The sequence below is a fragment of the Nonomuraea coxensis DSM 45129 genome (assembly GCF_019397265.1).
In the GTDB taxonomy this organism is placed as follows: domain Bacteria; phylum Actinomycetota; class Actinomycetes; order Streptosporangiales; family Streptosporangiaceae; genus Nonomuraea; species Nonomuraea coxensis.
Genome location: NZ_CP068985.1, coordinates 5033684 through 5049163, shown reverse-complemented (window position 1 = coordinate 5049163; position 15480 = coordinate 5033684). Strand labels below are relative to the sequence as shown.

18 protein-coding genes are annotated in these 15480 nt (G+C 72.8%); 7 read left to right on the top strand and 11 right to left on the bottom strand.

The window, feature by feature from the left end; genetic code table 11:
• Window positions 1-13 precede the first annotated feature (13 nt).
• On the bottom strand, window positions 14-1360 hold the full coding sequence (locus Nocox_RS23825; protein ID WP_020540289.1) for a purine-cytosine permease family protein: 1347 nt from the start codon (window positions 1358-1360) through the stop codon (window positions 14-16).
• 187 nt (window positions 1361-1547) lie between these two features.
• On the opposite strand from Nocox_RS23825, the gene Nocox_RS23820 reads away from it, so the two are divergent.
• Window positions 1548-2303, top strand: coding sequence for a ZIP family metal transporter (locus tag Nocox_RS23820; RefSeq protein ID WP_020540290.1), 756 nt, complete (start codon window positions 1548-1550; stop codon window positions 2301-2303).
• Window positions 2304-2309: 6 nt separating this feature from the next.
• Here the strand turns inward: Nocox_RS23820 and Nocox_RS23815 are convergent, their stop codons facing one another.
• Window positions 2310-2696, bottom strand: a complete 387-nt coding sequence (locus Nocox_RS23815) for a beta/gamma crystallin-related protein (RefSeq protein WP_020540291.1) — start codon at window positions 2694-2696, stop codon at window positions 2310-2312.
• A gap of 265 nt (window positions 2697-2961) precedes the next feature.
• On the opposite strand from Nocox_RS23815, the gene Nocox_RS23810 reads away from it, so the two are divergent.
• Window positions 2962-3855: an aldo/keto reductase gene (locus tag Nocox_RS23810; protein WP_020540292.1), complete on the top strand. Its 894-nt coding sequence runs from the start codon at window positions 2962-2964 to the stop codon at window positions 3853-3855.
• A 16-nt stretch (window positions 3856-3871) separates the two neighbouring features.
• Here Nocox_RS23810 and Nocox_RS23805 read toward each other — a convergent pair whose 3' ends face one another.
• The 6 genes from Nocox_RS23805 to Nocox_RS23780 all read right to left on the bottom strand — a co-directional run bounded on the left by Nocox_RS23805 (window position 3872) and on the right by Nocox_RS23780 (window position 7785).
• The gene (locus Nocox_RS23805) at window positions 3872-4111 is read right to left on the bottom strand and encodes an LOG family protein (RefSeq protein WP_020540293.1); all 240 of its coding nucleotides are present in this window, start codon (window positions 4109-4111) and stop codon (window positions 3872-3874) included.
• A 37-nt stretch (window positions 4112-4148) separates the two neighbouring features.
• Entirely contained in the window at window positions 4149-4574 is a 426-nt protein-coding gene (locus Nocox_RS23800; protein ID WP_033407725.1) for a pyridoxamine 5'-phosphate oxidase family protein, read from the bottom strand.
• Window positions 4575-4680: 106 nt separating this feature from the next.
• Window positions 4681-6078, bottom strand: coding sequence for an MFS transporter (locus Nocox_RS23795; RefSeq protein WP_084685209.1), 1398 nt, complete (start codon window positions 6076-6078; stop codon window positions 4681-4683).
• Between the two features lie 130 nt (window positions 6079-6208).
• Window positions 6209-6697, bottom strand: coding sequence for a MarR family winged helix-turn-helix transcriptional regulator (locus Nocox_RS23790; RefSeq protein ID WP_020540296.1), 489 nt, complete (start codon window positions 6695-6697; stop codon window positions 6209-6211).
• 33 nt (window positions 6698-6730) lie between these two features.
• Entirely contained in the window at window positions 6731-7126 is a 396-nt protein-coding gene (locus tag Nocox_RS23785) for a GntR family transcriptional regulator (protein ID WP_020540297.1), read from the bottom strand.
• The gene (locus Nocox_RS23780) at window positions 7123-7785 is read right to left on the bottom strand and encodes a hypothetical protein (protein ID WP_020540298.1); all 663 of its coding nucleotides are present in this window, start codon (window positions 7783-7785) and stop codon (window positions 7123-7125) included. Before Nocox_RS23780 ends, Nocox_RS23785 begins: the two co-directional genes overlap by 4 nt.
• A 112-nt stretch (window positions 7786-7897) precedes the next feature.
• Here Nocox_RS23780 and Nocox_RS23775 point away from each other — a divergent pair, with 112 nt between their 5' ends.
• Window positions 7898-8920 (top strand): hypothetical protein, encoded by a 1023-nt coding sequence (locus Nocox_RS23775; protein ID WP_020540299.1) that lies wholly within the window; start codon window positions 7898-7900, stop codon window positions 8918-8920.
• On the opposite strand, the gene Nocox_RS23770 is transcribed toward Nocox_RS23775, so the two are convergent.
• Window positions 8921-9502, bottom strand: a complete 582-nt coding sequence (locus Nocox_RS23770) for a mycothiol transferase (protein ID WP_020540300.1) — start codon at window positions 9500-9502, stop codon at window positions 8921-8923.
• 107 nt (window positions 9503-9609) lie between these two features.
• Here Nocox_RS23770 and Nocox_RS23765 point away from each other — a divergent pair, with 107 nt between their 5' ends.
• Window positions 9610-10038 (top strand): Fur family transcriptional regulator, encoded by a 429-nt coding sequence (locus Nocox_RS23765; protein ID WP_020540301.1) that lies wholly within the window; start codon window positions 9610-9612, stop codon window positions 10036-10038.
• Between the two features lie 23 nt (window positions 10039-10061).
• The gene (katG, locus tag Nocox_RS23760) at window positions 10062-12338 is read left to right on the top strand and encodes a catalase/peroxidase HPI (RefSeq protein WP_020540302.1); all 2277 of its coding nucleotides are present in this window, start codon (window positions 10062-10064) and stop codon (window positions 12336-12338) included.
• Window positions 12339-12365: 27 nt separating this feature from the next.
• Here the strand turns inward: katG and Nocox_RS23755 are convergent, their stop codons facing one another.
• Window positions 12366-12977, bottom strand: coding sequence for a hypothetical protein (locus Nocox_RS23755; protein ID WP_020540303.1), 612 nt, complete (start codon window positions 12975-12977; stop codon window positions 12366-12368).
• On the opposite strand from Nocox_RS23755, the gene Nocox_RS23750 reads away from it, so the two are divergent.
• Window positions 12967-13170 (top strand): alpha/beta hydrolase, encoded by a 204-nt coding sequence (locus tag Nocox_RS23750; protein WP_246649514.1) that lies wholly within the window; start codon window positions 12967-12969, stop codon window positions 13168-13170. The two genes, Nocox_RS23755 and Nocox_RS23750, sit on opposite strands and share 11 nt — an antisense overlap.
• A 38-nt stretch (window positions 13171-13208) precedes the next feature.
• Here Nocox_RS23750 and Nocox_RS23745 read toward each other — a convergent pair whose 3' ends face one another.
• Entirely contained in the window at window positions 13209-14426 is a 1218-nt protein-coding gene (locus Nocox_RS23745; RefSeq protein WP_020540305.1) for an MFS transporter, read from the bottom strand.
• Between the two features lie 60 nt (window positions 14427-14486).
• Here Nocox_RS23745 and Nocox_RS23740 point away from each other — a divergent pair, with 60 nt between their 5' ends.
• Window positions 14487-15455 carry an ArsR/SmtB family transcription factor gene (locus Nocox_RS23740; protein ID WP_020540306.1) on the top strand — a complete coding sequence of 323 codons (969 nt, stop codon included), beginning with the start codon at window positions 14487-14489 and terminating at the stop codon, window positions 15453-15455.
• Window positions 15456-15480: the final 25 nt, after the last annotated feature.

Here is a 15480-nt window from a genome sequence, read left to right as displayed (position 1 = left end):
CTCCCGTCTCCGGTCAGGCAGGGGTGGCGGTGCGGGCGGCCGGGCCGGTGAGCCGCAGCCTGCCCGCGACGGCGTACAGGACGAACGCGACGAGGAGCGCGTTGAGCGCGGGGATGCCCCACGCCAGGAAGTGGCCCACCAGGGAGGACGCGAGCCAGATCACCAGGGCGGCAGGGACCCAGCCGGGCGCGGACGCGGGCAGCTCACCGGCGGCGCGGGAGGCGTCGAGCTCGGCGCGCCAGCGGCGCACCACGTAGTACTCGGCGACCATGATCCCGGCGATCGGGGGGATGGCGACGCCCAGCAGCGTGAAGAAGCCGATGAGGTGGTCGAGGATGCCGGCGGCGGCCAGGCCGGTGCCGACGACGCCGAGCGCGACCGTGACGAGGGCGCGATTGGTCCGCATCCCGAACGCGGTGTGCAAGGCGTTGGTCGTGCCGAGGCTGGCGGCGTACAGGTTCCAGTCGTTGATCTTCAGCGTGGCGGTGACGAGCACGATCGTGCCGGCGACGCCGGAGGTGGTGGTCACGATGGCGATCACGTCGCCGGTGCGCAGCGCGTGCGCCAGCAGCACGCCGACCAGGGCGATCACGTACTCGCCGAGCGTGATGCCGAGGACGGTCTGCTTGACGACGTCGGCGGCGCTGCGGTTCCACCGGGTCATGTCCGGCGAGATGACCGCGCCGACGATGAACCCGCCCGCCACGATGGTCGTCGCCTGAGCGAGGCTCAGGGCCGGGCCGGGCGGCGCGGAGGCCACCAGGGCGCCCAGGTCCTGCCTGCCCAGCTCGACCGCGATGGCCCAGCCGGCCAGGGCGAGGAAGGCGGGAACGGTGATCCACGCGGTCCAGGCCATGCCGGCGAAGCCGTGCACCACGATCGCGGTGATGGCGAGCCCGGCGAGGATCGCCCACGCCCATAACGGGGGGCCGCCGAGGAGCGAGGCGAGCCCCTGCGCGAGGACGGCGGACTGCACGCCGAACCAACCGAGCAGGCACACCGCGATCACCACGCCGATGAGCCCGGAGCCGTAGCGGCCGAATCCCGCCCAGCGGGCGAGGACGGTGGTGGACAGGCCCTCGCGCATGCCGGCGACGCCGATGGCGATGGCCACCACCTCCAGGATGACCGCGCCGAGGGTGATGGCGAGCACGGCGTCCCAGAAGCGCATGCCCATGCCCAGGGTGGCGCCGAGCAGGAACTGCGACAGCGCCGACAACATGCCGAACCGCTGGACCGCCACGGTGAGCCAGCCGTAGCGGGCCTGTTGCGGGACCCGTCCCAGGGCGTAGTCGTCGCGCGCCAGCCCGTCGTCGGACGGCGCGCCGTCTCGCGTCGCCGTACCCGTCATGTCGGTCATCTCCTCCCCTTTCCGTCTGCCTGGTACGGGAGAAGACGCTAAATTCCCTCGACCGTCACGGGAATAGGCGGAACGCCTGATGATCCCGGCGCTTCAGTGCGATCCGCACGGTCCCGTCCGCGGGGACGCGCCCGGCGCGGCGGGGCGGATGCGAGGATCGTGGGGTGCGCGTTTCGGAGGTGCGGTGATGCCCGGTTGGCTGGAGGCGGGACTCTGGGGTGCCCTCGCCGGAGGCGCGCTGCTCATCGGGGCCGCGATCGCCTGGTTCCGCCGCATCCCGCCGCGCGCGATCGCCACGATCATGGCCTTCGGCGCCGGCGTGCTCATCGCCGCGCTGTCGTTCGAGCTGCTGGACGAGGCCGAGCGCACCGGCGGGCTCCTGCCGACCGCGGCCGGCTTCCTCGGCGGCGCGTGCGCGTACGTCGCCGCCAACGCGCTGCTCGCCCGGCACGGCGCCCGCCACCGCAAACGCTCCGGCGGGCAGCAGCCGAGCGAGGCCGACGTCCAGGGCAGCGGCGCGGCGATCGCCGTCGGCGCCCTGCTCGACGGGGTGCCCGAGTCCGTGGTGCTCGGGCTGTCGCTGCTCGGCGGCGGTGACGTCGGTCTCGCCGTGGTCGCCGCCGTCTTCATCTCGAACATCCCGGAGGGCCTGTCCAGCGCCGCCGGCATGAAGCGGGCCGGCCGCGGCCCCGGCTACGTCTTCGGCATCTGGGGCGGTATCGCCCTCGCCGGCGGCCTGGCCGCGCTGCTCGGCAACCTCGCGCTGGAGTCGGCCTCCCCGGCCGCCGTCGCCGTCATCATGGGCGTGGCGGCCGGGGCCATCCTCGCGATGGTCGCCGACACGATGATCCCCGAGGCGTTCGAGGACGCTCATCTCCTGACCGGCCTCATCACCACCGTGGGGTTCCTCACGGCCTTCGCCGTCGAACGGCTGGCCGCCTGACCCCCGTCAGGGGGACATGAACATCGGGTTGTCGTGGCAGGTCCCGTCCGGGCGGCGGCGCACGGACGAGATGGTGTCGCCGAACTGCCACTGCTGCTCGTGCAGGTCGTAGAGACTCTGGCCGGGCAGGATGCAGTACGCCCTGCCGCGGTAGGTGTCGTGTTGGTACACGACCCACGCGTTGACGTCCTGGTTGACGATGGCGCTCACCCGGTCGCCCCCGGCGCCCGAGATGTTGCCGTTGGTCGCCGTGAACGACCAGGACGTGCCGCCGAAGCCGCTGTCCTGGAACAGCACGAGCGGCCCGGCCGCCTGAGCCGGGACGCTCGCCGCCGAGACGGCGACCAGCGCCGCCGCCGAGATCGCCGCGGCGATGCGGATGTTCCTGTGCATGGTGGTGCCCCCGTCGCGTAGTGGTTCCTCTCGCTACTCAACGGGGGCGTTCCAGCGTGTTCCATCCCGTTCCAGGACGGGCGAGGGGTCAGCGGACCGCTGCGGTACGCGGGCTGTCCATTGGGGGGTCCTTCGATGCGGAAAGGACCCCTGCGCCTGCCCCGCCCGGCCAGGCCCACTCGCCCGCGCGGAACCTGCTATGATCTCCGAAGACGTCAAGCCTTTCCGGCCGGAGCCAAATCCGCAGCCCGGGGAGGCTTTTTTCATGTCCACTCCACTGAACACCGCCGGAAGATGGCGGCTCGGCGGCGAGCTGCCCGTCAACCGGATCGGGTTCGGCGCGATGCGCCTGACCGGCCGCGCCGCCTTCGGCCCCGACGCGAGCACGACGGCGGCGGCCCGCCGCGAACGCTCGATCGCCGTGCTGCGCCGCGCGGTCGAGCTCGGCGTCGACCACCTCGACACCGCCGCCTTCTACTTCTCGCCCCTCCTCTCGGCCAACGAGCTGATCAACCGGGCGCTCGCCCCCTACCCGGACGGCCTGGTGATCGCCACAAAGGTCTGGCCGGGCCGCGACCCGTCCGGCGAGTGGTGGTGGGCCCGGCCCGAGCAGCTCCGCGGCCAGGTCGAGGAGAACCTGCGCCAGCTCGGCCGCGACCACCTCGACCTGGTGAACCTGCGCGTCCCGCCGAGCCGGAGGGACGCGCCGCTCGCCGAGCACTTCGGCGCGCTCGCCGAGCTGCGCGAGGCCGGGCTCGTCCGGCACCTCGGGCTCTCCAACGCCACCGCGGCGCACCTGGCCGAGGCCCGCGCCGTCGCGCCCGTCGCCTGCGTCCAGAACGCCTTCGGCATCGGCGCCCCGGCCGCCGAGCGGGAGCTGCTGCGCGCGTGCGGCGAGCAGGGCGTCGCGTACGTGCCGTTCTTCGCCATCGCGGGCGAGGGCCGGGAGGAGGGCGCGCGGGCGGCCGAGGACGAGCGGGTGCTCGCCGTCGCCCGGACCCACGGGGCGACGCCGGCGCAGGTCCGGCTCGCCTGGACGCTCGCGCAGGGCCCGCACGTCCTCGCCATCCCGGGCACCGGCGACCCCGGCCACCTCGCCGAGAACGTCGCCGCCGGAGCGCTCCGGCTGTCCGCCGAGGAGCTCGCCTTCCTCGGCTGAACCCGGCGCCGCCCGCTCACCGGACGCCGAACGTCTCCTCCAGGTAGGCCATCGCGCCGACCGGCTCCTCGGCGAAGAACATCAGCTCGGTGAGCGGGCGCGGCAGGAAGCCCTCGTCCTCCATGCGCTGGAACTGCAGCTTCAGCCCGTCGTAGAAGCCGGCCGTGTTCAGCAGCACGACCGGCTTGTCGGTGTGGCCGTGCTTCTTCAGCTCCAGGATCTCGGTCGCCTCGTCCAGCGTCCCGGTGCCGCCCACGCCCGGCGTCCGGCCCGTCAGGGGCTGGGAGCGCGGGTCAGGGGCCGTCCTCGATGCGGGTGCCGGTGACCAGCTCGGGATGGATCCGGACGACCACGCCGATCTCCTCGCCCGGCCACGGCCGCAGCAGGCGCAGGGCGCGGGCGATCTCCTCGTCGTTCTCCACCAGCCCGGCGCGGCCGGTCAGCACGATGCTCCACCCGTGGCGGGTCGCCGTGTCCAGCACGTCCGCCTCGTAGACGACCGGCGTGACCTGGGAGAGCAGCGAGACGACCGCGCAGTCCTCAGGGAGGCCGACGAGCACGTCCTCGCCGTCCATGACGTGGCTGACCAGCCGGATGCCCGGCAGGGCCCGGCTGATGAACACGATCCTGCCGAAGGTCACGTTGCCGAGCAGGCGCAGGCCCTCCGGCCGGGACAGTGGGCGGCTGACAGGTCTGGGCTGGGTGGATCGGTACGGCACACCGTCACCTTGCTGCAGCCGCCCCCGCCGCCGGTAGGGACCAAAGTCCCTTGTTGGCGCGTCCCCGCACGGCCCGCCTGGCCGGCGCCGGGCCGGCCGCGCCCGGCTACCGCGCCGCGCTCGCCGCCGGCCGGCCATCGGGAGCGTTCCCCTCCGCCGCCTCCGCCGGGGCGGGGCGGCGCAGGACGGTCACCGCCACCGCCAGGCCCGCCACCAGCAGCCCGGCCGCGATGCCGAACGCGAGCCGGTAGCCGCCGGTCAACGCCGCCGCCTGCGAGGCCCCGGAGGCCAGCAGTTCGCCGGTGCGCCCGGCCGCCATCGTGGACAGCACCGCGACGCCGGCCGCCATGCCCACCTGCTGCGTGGTGTTGAACAGCCCGGAGGCGAGCCCCGCGTCGCTCTCGCGCGCCCCGGACATGCCGAGCGTGGCCAGCGCGGGCAGCACCAGCCCGCCGCCCGAGACCAGCAGCATGGGCGGCAGCAGGTGGACGGCGTACGTGGCGTCCACCGGCGTCCTGGACAGCAGCGCCATGGCCGCCACCAGCATCGCCAGCCCGGTCACCAGGACGGCGCGGGCCCCGAACCTGGCGGCCAGCCGGGCCGAGGCGAACAGCGAGATCGAGCCGATGCCGACCGCGGCCGGCAGCATCGCCAGCCCGGTCTCCAGCGCCCCGTAGCCGAGCACCCGCTGCATGTAGAGGGCGACGAGGACCTGGAAGGCGAACATCCCGGACAGGGCCAGCATCTGCGTCAGGTTGGCGCCGACGACGTTGCGCGAGCGCAGGATCCGCAGCGGCATGAGCGGCGTGCGGGCCGTGGCCTGCCGCGCCGTGAACGCGCCGAGCAGGCCCAGCGAGAGCGCGCCGAGGCCGAGCGTGTGGGCCGACAGCCAGCCGTGCTCCTCCACCTTGACCACCGCGTAGATGCCCAGCATCAGGCCGCTGGTGACCAGCGCCGCGCCGAGGACGTCCGCGCCGGCCCGCAGCCCCGCCCCCCGGTCGGCGGGCAGGGCGCGCAGCGCGAGCGCCATGGTGGCCACGCCGATCGGCACGTTGACGAGGAAGATCCAAGGCCAGCTCAGGCCGTCGGTGAGCACCCCGCCCAGGACCTGCCCGATGGACGCGCCGGCCGCCCCGGTGAAGCTGAAGATCGCGATCGCCTTGCCCCGTTCGGCCGGCGCGGCGAACAACGTCACCAGGATGCCCAGCACCACGGCGCTCGCCAGCGCGCTGCCCACGCCCTGCAGGAAGCGGGCGGCGATGAGCATGCCGGGGCCGGTGGCCAGGCCCGCCAGCAGGGAGGCGGCGGTGAAGATCGCGTTCCCGGCCAGGAACATCGCCCGCCGCCCGATCAGGTCGCCGAGCCGCCCGGCCAGCAGCAGCAGCCCTCCGAAGGGGATCAGGTAGGCGTTGACCATCCAGCTCAGACCGGCGGGCGAGAAGCCCAGGTCCTGCTGGATGGCCGGCATCGCGACCGTCACGATGCTGCCGTCAAGGATGGTCATCAGTCCCGTCGCGGACAGCACTCCGAGGGCTGTCCAGCGCGAGTCGCGTACATGCGGCACAGGTCTCTCCCGTCTCGTCGACAGGTGAGACCGTAGCAGATAGTTTTGTTGTAGACGATCCTCTTCGGACCTACTTTGCGCGCTCCCGTGCCCTGCGGGTCTGCCCCGGGCCCTCGACGGGCGTGGCCAGATGGCCGGTTACCAGGCGGTTCAGGGCGCGGACCAGCACCTCGCGCTCGTCGTCCGGCAGCGTCCGCAGGGCGTCGCGGTGCACGTCGTCCACGACCTCCTGGCTGCGCCGGGCGACGGCCTCGCCCTTCTCGGTGACCGCGATGATGCGCGCCCGCCGGTCGGTGCTCGACGGGCGGCGCTCGGCGTACCCGGCCTTCTCCAGCGCGTCCACGGTCACCACCATCGTGGTCTTGTCCATGTCGCCCAGCTCGGCGAGCTGGATCTGGGTGCGCTCCTTCTCCAGCGCGTGCACCAGCACGCAGTGCATGCGCGGCGTCAGGCCGATCTCGGCCAGCGCCGCCGCCATCCGGGAGCGCAGCACGTGGCTGGTGTGGTCGAGCAGGAACGACAGGTCGGTCTCCGTACGGGCCGGCGCCATGGCGGTCATGCCCCCAGGGTACCGAAGCCGTCCCGCTGCGGATTATCCGTGACCGGACGATGCGCTGGTGGAGACGCCGGTCGCGGGGGAGCGGAGGGCGGCCTCGGCGATGCGCAGCGCCTCCTCCGCGCCGAGGCCGAGGGCGGCGACCGTGGCCGCGTAGTCGGCGGCGGCCCGGCGGGCGCGTTCCCGCGTCTCCTCGCCGGCCGCCGTCACGAAGGACCCGGCCCGCCCCCGGGTCTCGATCAGCCCCGCCTCCTCCAGCTCCCGGTAGGCCCGGCCGACCGTGTTCACGGCCAGCCCCAGGTCGGCCGCGAGCCGCCGGATGGTCGGCAGCCGCGCCCCCACGGCCAGCGTCCGGTCGTGGATCTGCCCGGCGAGCTGGGCCCGCAGCTGCTCGAACGGCGGCACCGGCGAGCCCGCGTCGATGACGATCATCCGAGGCTCACGATCCGCCGGGCCATCGCCGCGCTGCCGGGCGTACGGGCCTGGACCGCGACGAGGGCGGCCAGCCCCAGGAGCACCAGGCCCAGCGCGGCGGCGCTCCACCAGACGGGCGCCGTGCCGAACAGCATCACCATCGGCAGCGCCCAGACCGTGCCCGGCGCGGTGCTCTCGCGCGCGTCCTCGATCCGCATGATCACGTCGGCGGTCAGCGAGGCCTCGTCCTCGGCCACGACGGGCCGCGCCAGCAGGTCGCGTACCTGCAGGACGGCGATCGCGCCGACGCCGGCCAGGGCGACCAGCAGGACGAGCGCCGCGTTCCGGACGGCGGCGTCGTCGACCGTGAGCGCGCCGCAGGCCAGCGCCAGCGCCGCCACGTGGGTGGCCGCGGCGCAGACCGCGTACGGGCGGCCGAGCAGCGCCCGCCAGCCGGGCTGCACCGGATGGGCGGCCCGCCGGGCCAGGGCCGCCCCGGCCCGCCGGTCGACGCGGCGTACCCATGCCTCCAGCAGGGTCCGCGCCGCCAGCCGCGCGGCGAGCAGCGGCGTCGGTGGCGTCCCGCCCAGGCCGTGCCGGGCCAGCCAGTCCCCGGCCTGGCGCACGTCCGCCGGCCGTACGCGCACCCCTTGCCCGTCCGTTCGCTCGTCCGTCATGACCCGCTCCTTTTGTCGCACCCTTTGTCTCAATATAGTGAGACAAAGGGTGCGACAAAGTCAACCGTGGGAGAAGGGTCCGCCATGCGAAGATCATCGCTAGATTGCGGGGATGGCGTTCCCCCTCCGGCGTTCCGGCGCGACGATCCTCGCCGCCGCCTCCGCCGTCACGCTCACCGCGACCACCCCCGCCCTCGCCTCCGTGCCCGCCTCCGCCGCTGCCGACCGGGTCCTGCGGGTCTACAACGACAACATCGAGAACCTCGTGCGCAACAACGCCGACGGCACCTGCACCCGCGTCTCAGGCCCCGACCACCTCACCTCGATGCTGGTCGACGACGACGGAAGGACCGGCACCGGCGGCGTCCGTCCGCCCGACCTGCTGATCGTCCAGCAGGTACGCGGCACCGGCCAGGCCACCGCCTACGCCGACCAGCTCTCGGCCAAGTTCGGCTACCCCGCGGGCACGTACAAGGCGATCGTGGCCTGGGACGACCCCGAGCCGTGGGGCGGCAGCCACAAGTGCAGCGTCCAGGCGCTCGGCGACCTGAAGAAGAAGCAGACCAACGGCATCCTCTACAACACCCGCACGCTCAGCCTCGCCGCCGGAGACGTGTCGAAGTACTGGAGCGCGGGCTGGCTGAAGCCGGGCACCGCCTACGACGGCGGCGCCGGCTGCACGCTCTACAAGCCGCCGAGCAACGACGACGGCAGCGCCTACACCCACAAGTGGAAGCGCACCAGCGCCATCGCGGCCCGCTTCACGATCAGGGCGACGGGGACGGCGGTCTTCGCCGCCACCATGCACCTGCCGGAGCAGAACGGCGCGAACGCCTGCGCGGGCCCCGGCTCCACCGGCATCGGCGGCACCGGCATCCACGTCGGCGCGGACGCCACGAGCCTGATGAACGCCTCGGCCGTCCGCGTGCTCGGCGTCGACGCCAACCGCACCGGCATCGCCCGCACCGCCCTGTCCGGCCTCGGCATGACCGGCTACGGCGCGAAGCCGACCATGGGGTCCAGGAAGATCGACTACCTGTTCGTCAAGGGCGCCGTGCGGCCGTCCGGCGTCGACCACACCGTGAGCGGCACCAAGTCGAACCACCTGGCCCTGTACGCGTTCATCGACTACTGATCACGTGCCCGTCGGCGCTCCCGAGACCGGCCGCCAGCAGGGCGGCGGGTCCTCGCCGGTCACCCCGTCCACCGCCTCGCGCAGCAGGTCGGCGTGGCCGGTGTGCCGCCCGTACTCCTCGATCAGGTCGCAGATCAGCCGGCGCAGGCTGAGCCGGCGCCCGTCCGGCCAGGCGAGGTGGACGAGCAGGCCGGGCCCGCCGGCGGCCAGCGCCTCGCCGACCCGCGCCCGCGAGCGCTCGACGGCGGCGTCGTAGAGCGCGTACAGATCCTCGGGGCGGTCGGCGGCGGCCGAGGTGAAGTCCCAGCCGGGGTCGGCCGCCCAGTCGGCGGCGTCCCAGGGCGGGCCCAGCGTCGCGCCGCTCAGCCGGGGGCCGGACATGTGGTCCTCGACGAACGCGAGATGCTTGAGCAGGCCGCCCAGCGTCAGGGACGAGGCGCCGGCGCGGGCTCGCAGCCCGGCGGCGTCGAGGCCGTCGGCCTTCCACCGGAAGGTCGCGCGCAGGCGGTCGAGCGCGCCGACGAGGTGTTCGGCCTCGGTGCCGGCGACCGGCGGCTCCCACCAGGGGTCGTCGTGAGTCATGCCGTCACCGTAGAGGCCGTTCCCGACATTCCGCTCCCGGTAAAAGTCGTGTCGCCGACACACCTCGAAACTTGAACTACTCCAGTTTAGGGGGCTATGTTGTGCGCATGGCGTCCGACTTCGAGGCACAGCTCCGAGCGGCCTCGCTGCGCGTGACCCGGCCGCGGCTGGCAGTGCTCGGGGCGCTGCGCGACCATGCTCACGTCGACACCGACACGGTGATCTCCCTGGTGCGGGCCGAGCTCCCCAGGGTCTCCCACCAGGCGGTCTACGACGTGCTCCGCGCACTCACCACGGCCGGCCTGGTGCGGCGCATCGAACCCGCCGGCGCGGCGGCCCGCTACGAGCTGCGGGTGGGGGACAACCACCACCACCTCGTGTGCCGCTCCTGCGGCATGATCGCGGACGTCGACTGCGCCGTCGGCGAGGCCCCTTGTCTCACCGCCTCGGACGACCAGGGCTTCGTGATCGACGAGGCGGAGGTCGTCTACTGGGGCACCTGCCCCGACTGTACGAACCAACGCAGTGCCCAGTGATTTGGCAGTTCGGAAGGAAATAGATGAGCGACACGCAGGACAACAGGCCATCGAGCGCGCAGGGCGTGGACCGCAAGGAAGCGGCCGGCTGCCCGGTGGCGCACGACTCGGTGACCTCGCACGGCAGCGAGAGCGAGAACCCGGCGATCGACTCGCCGGACGCGAAGCGGCACGGCCGGCCGCGCACGAACCGCGACTGGTGGCCCAACCAGCTCGACCTCTCGGTGCTGCGCGCGCACTCGTCCAAGAGCAACCCTCTGGGGCAGGACTTCGACTACGCCAAGGAGTTCGAGAAGCTCGACGTCGAGGCGCTCAAGCGCGACATCGCCGAGACGCTCACCACCTCGCAGGACTGGTGGCCGGCCGACTTCGGCCACTACGGCGGTCTGATGATCCGCATGAGCTGGCACGCCGCGGGCACCTACCGCATCCACGACGGCCGCGGCGGCGCCGGTGACGGCGGGCAGCGCTTCGCCCCGCTCAACAGCTGGCCCGACAACGCCAACCTCGACAAGGCCCGCCGCCTGCTGTGGCCGGTCAAGAAGAAGTACGGCCAGAAGATCTCGTGGGCCGACCTGCTCGTGCTCGCCGGCAACGTCGCCCTGGAGTCGATGGGCTTCAAGACCTTCGGCTTCGGCTTCGGCCGCAAGGACGTCTGGGAGCCCGAGGAGATCTTCTGGGGTCCCGAGGACGCCTGGCTCGGCGACGAGCGCTACGTCTCCGAGAGCGAGATGCTGCCGGAGGTCGGGGCCACCGAGATGGGCCTCATCTACGTCAACCCGGAGGGCCCGCGCGGCAACGCCGACCCGGCCGCCGCGGCGCACTTCATCCGCGAGACCTTCGGCCGGATGGCGATGAACGACGAGGAGACCGTCGCCCTCATCGCCGGCGGCCACACCTTCGGCAAGACCCACGGCGCCGGCGTCGCCGACGACCACGTGGGCCCCGAGCCGGAGGGCGCGCCGCTGGAGGCGCAGGGCCTCGGCTGGCTGAGCACGCACGGCAGCGGCAAGGGCGCCGACACGATCACCAGTGGCCTGGAGGTCACCTGGACCGACGTGCCGACCCAGTGGAGCAACCGCTTCTTCGAGATCCTCTTCGGCTACGAGTGGGAGCTCACCACGAGCCCCGGCGGGGCCAAGCAGTGGGTCGCCAAGGACGCCGAGGAGATCATCCCCGACCCCTTCGACCCGGCGAAGAAGCACAAGCCGACGATGCTGACGACCGACCTGTCGCTGCGCGTCGACCCGATCTACCGCGAGATCTCGCTCCGCTTCCTCAACAACCCGGACGAGTTCCAGCTCGCCTTCGCCAAGGCCTGGTACAAGCTGCTGCACCGCGACATGGGCCCGGTCAGCCGCTACCTCGGGCCGTGGGTCGCCGAGCCCCAGCTGTGGCAGGACCCGGTGCCGGCCGTCGACCACGAGCTCGTCAGCGACGCCGACGTGGCCGCGCTCAAGGAGCAGATCCTGGGGTCCGGCCTCACGGTCGCCCAGCTCGTCACCACCGCCTGGGCCTCGGCCGCGAGCTTCCGCTCCACCGACAAGCGCGGCGGCGCCAACGGCGCCCGCATCCGCCTGGAGCCGCAGCGCAACTGGGAGGTCAACCAGCCCGAGCAGCTCGCGACGGTCCTGCCCGTCCTCGAGAACATCCAGCGCAAGTTCAACGAGGCCGGCGGCGCGAAGATCTCGCTGGCCGACCTGATCGTGCTGGGCGGCTCGGCCGCGGTCGAGAAGGCGGCCCAGGACGCCGGCGTGGCCGTGACGGTGCCGTTCCACCCGGGCCGCACCGACGCCTCCCAGGAGCAGACGGACGTCGAGTCCTTCAGCGTCCTGGAGCCGCGCGCCGACGGGTTCCGCAACTACGTGCGGGCCGGCGAGAAGACGCAGCCCGAGGTGCTGCTCGTCGACCGGGCGTACATGCTGGACCTGACCCCGCCGGAGATGACCGTCCTCGTCGGCGGCCTGCGCTCCCTCGGGGCCAACCACGGCGGCGCCCCGCACGGCGTCTTCACCGACCGGCCCGGCGTGCTCACCAACGACTTCTTCGCCAACCTGCTCTCCCCGGGCACCCGGTGGAAGGCGTCGGAGTCGGAGGAGAACGTCTACGAGATCCGCGACGCGGCCACGGACGAGCTGAAGTGGACCGCCACCCCGGTCGACCTCGTCTTCGGCTCCAACTCGCAGCTGCGCGCCCTCGCCGAGGTCTACGCGAGCGACGACGCCCGCGAGAAGTTCGTGACGGACTTCGTCGCGGCCTGGACCAAGGTCATGGAGCTCGACCGCTTCGACCTGGCCTGATCCACACCCACCGGCGAGCCCGGCCGATCACGCTGATCGGCCGGGCTCGGCGCTTCCCAGGGGACGGCCGGGGCGGTCACGCGGCGGTGGGTACGGACGAACGTCACCGAGGGCGACGGCGTAGATCCTGACCGCGCGCCGCTCGTGCGGGGCGAGTTCACCGGTGGGGTCGATGACCGGCGAGGCTGGCCTCCTGAACGGGGCGGCCGCCCTGGCGAGCAGATACCGGGCATAGCGGAGACCGTCGCCGAACAGGTCCTTGCACCGCAGCAGGTCGCGGAGCACGAAGTAGAGGTCGGTCCGCATGGAGATCTGAGCCCGGAGCCGCAGGCACAGCAGCGTGGTCAGCGTGAAGGCCCGGAGCAGCGCCTCGACCGGGCCGGACAGCGGCAGGTACGCGACCGCGAGCGTCATCGTCGCGATGAGGAGGACGTCGGAGGCCATCCCGGCCAGATAGACCCGGTACCGGTGCCGCCGCGGAACCCCCCAGATGGCGGTGACGTCGGTCCGCACGACGAGGTAGTGCAGCCTGGTGCCGAACCCGATCCTGGCCGGCGCGCCGAGCGAACGCGCCGCCGTCAGGTGCATCAGCTCGTCCACGCTCGCGACGACGGAGAAGAAGGCCGTGTTGACCAGCACGAAGAGCCGGGTGTACCCGCTCCAGAAGAAGTCCTCGTCCGGCTCGGTGCTGGTCACGCTGCGCGGTCACGCGCACACCGCCTACAGGAGCGGTGCGCGCTGCGTCAACGAGGCGGTGGACGCGTACCTGCTGGAGGGGCGCCTGCCCGCCGCTGACGTGGAGTGCGGGACGGCGGACGACGGCGGGAGCTAGCGCATCGCCCGCCCGCGCGCCTGCTCCGGCGGCATGCGTCAGACCTCGTGGCGGAGTGGGCTGAGCCAGATCGGTGTCCAGCTGAGCGCCATGATCGCCGCGCCCGCCCACATCGCCGTCCCGATGCCCCAGACCTCGCCGAGAAGGCCCGCCAGCAGACCGCCGACGCCGACCGCGCCCATGAGGATCAGGCGCATGGTGGCGTTCATCCTGCCGAGCATCGGGTCGGGCGTGACCTTCTGCCTGAAGCTGACGAGCAGCACGTTGTTCACCCCCGTCCGGAAGCACACGACGCTCCACGCGGCCGCCGAGATCCAGACGCTCCAGCCGGCGAACGGCACCAGAAGCGCGAACGGCGCGGTGGCCAGGCCGGCGATCCACACGGCACGCCCGTGGCCGAACCGGCGGCCGATCAGGTGAGCCGTCGAGGAACCGGCCAGCACACCGAGCCCGCCGGCGGCGAGGTAGGCCCCGAGCACCCAGGCGGGATGCCCGAGCTCGTCGACGAGCAGCACGGGCAGCAGCGCCGAGCAGAGCGGGAAGGCGAGGTTCGTCATGCCGCCTTGCGCCGCGATGGCGGTGAGGACCCGGTTGCCGAAGAGGAACCGCACCCCCTCGCCGATCCGCCGCCCGAGCCGCTCGCCGGGTACGGGGGCGGGCGCGGGTTCCGGCTTGCTGATCCGGCACAGCCACACGGCCGACCACAGGTAGGTGAGCGCGTCGAGCAGGATCGCCACCGGCGCACCCGCGAGAGCCACCAGCACTCCGGCGGAGCTTCTGCCGCCCACGTCCATCGCCGCGTTCGTGCCGACGAGCACCGAGTTCGCGGCGGTGAGCCGGTCCCGGCCGACCAGGTGCGGGACCGTGCTCTGCGAGGCGACGTCGAAGAAGAGCGTGCCGGCTCCGGTCGCGACGGCGACGCCGTACAGCTGGGTCATCGTGAGAGCGTCCAGCCACCACGTGACCGTCACCGACGCCAGAAGCGCGGCGCGGACCAGGTCCGCCGCGACCATCACCGGGCGGCGCCTGACCCGGTCCACCCATGCTCCGGCGGGCAGGCCCAGCACGAGCACGGTGATGGTGGTGAGGGCGCTGAGCAGTCCCACTTCACCGGGCCCCGCGTCGAGGGCGAGCACCGCGAGCAGGGGCATCGCCACGTAGCCGACCTGGGTACCGAACTGGCTGACCGCCGACGCCAGGTAGAGGTTTCTGAAGGACGGGTCACGCAGGAGCGGGGGCTGGGCAGCGGTTGTCATGCCACCTAGATGATGGAAGCGTCGGCCTGGCCGCTATTGATTAAGCAGAGGACGAATCGGATGGGCCTTGAGCTGACGTTCACCGCACAGGACGCGGCCAATGTCCGTTTCGCGGTTTCTCCTCTGTGGGAGGTCGTCGCCAGCGTGCGGGTGGTGAAGAACCCGGCCGCGCACGCCGTGCTCAAGCCCTGGGCCGAACGCGTGCGGCGGCGGCTCGCCGACGCCGACTGGCGGTTGCTGTCCGACCTGGTGCCGGTGCCGACGACCTCCATCGTCGGCTTCGTCTGTCCGCCGCCCTCGACCTCCGTGCCCGACCTGGAGGTCGAGCTGGCCGGAATGGCGGCGATGGCACCCCTGGTTCAGGAGGGTTTCGACGTCTGGGACGGTCCGCGCACCCGGGCGCTCCAAGAGCTGTACGCCGACCCCGTGGGCGGCCTCGAACGGCTGGCCGAGGAGATCCGCGGCTACTGGGAAGCGGCCATCGCGCCCTACTGGCCGCGCGTACGGGCCCTGCTCGAAGGCGATGTGCTCTACCGCGCCAGGTTGCTGGCCGAGGGCGGCCTGCGGCGCATGCTCAGCGACCTCGACCCCGCCGTGACATGGGAGGGAGAGACGCTGCGCCTGCCCAAGACGGTCTGCGAAGGGGTGCGCCCGCTGGGCGGCCTGGGACTGTTGCTCGTGCCGTCGGTGTTCACCTGGCCGCGCGTCTTCTCCATCACGGCCCCGCCCTGGCAGCCCACGATCCGTTACCCCCCGCGCGGCGTCGCGACGCTCTGGGAGCGCCGCGAGAGCGACCCGCCACAGGCGCTGGCCGCCGTGCTCGGCCGGACCCGTACCCGGCTGCTGGCCGAACTCGACCAGCCCGCCTCGACCAAGGAACTGGCCGCCCGCCTCGACCTGTCGGAACCGGGCGCGAACCAGCACCTCACCGCTCTCCGCAGAGCCGGGCTGGCCAGCGCGCACCGCACGGGGAGATACGTGCTCTACGCCCGTACGGCCGTCGCCGAGACGCTGCTCGCCGGCGAGTAAGGACGTGTGTCTGGATGCGGCGGCC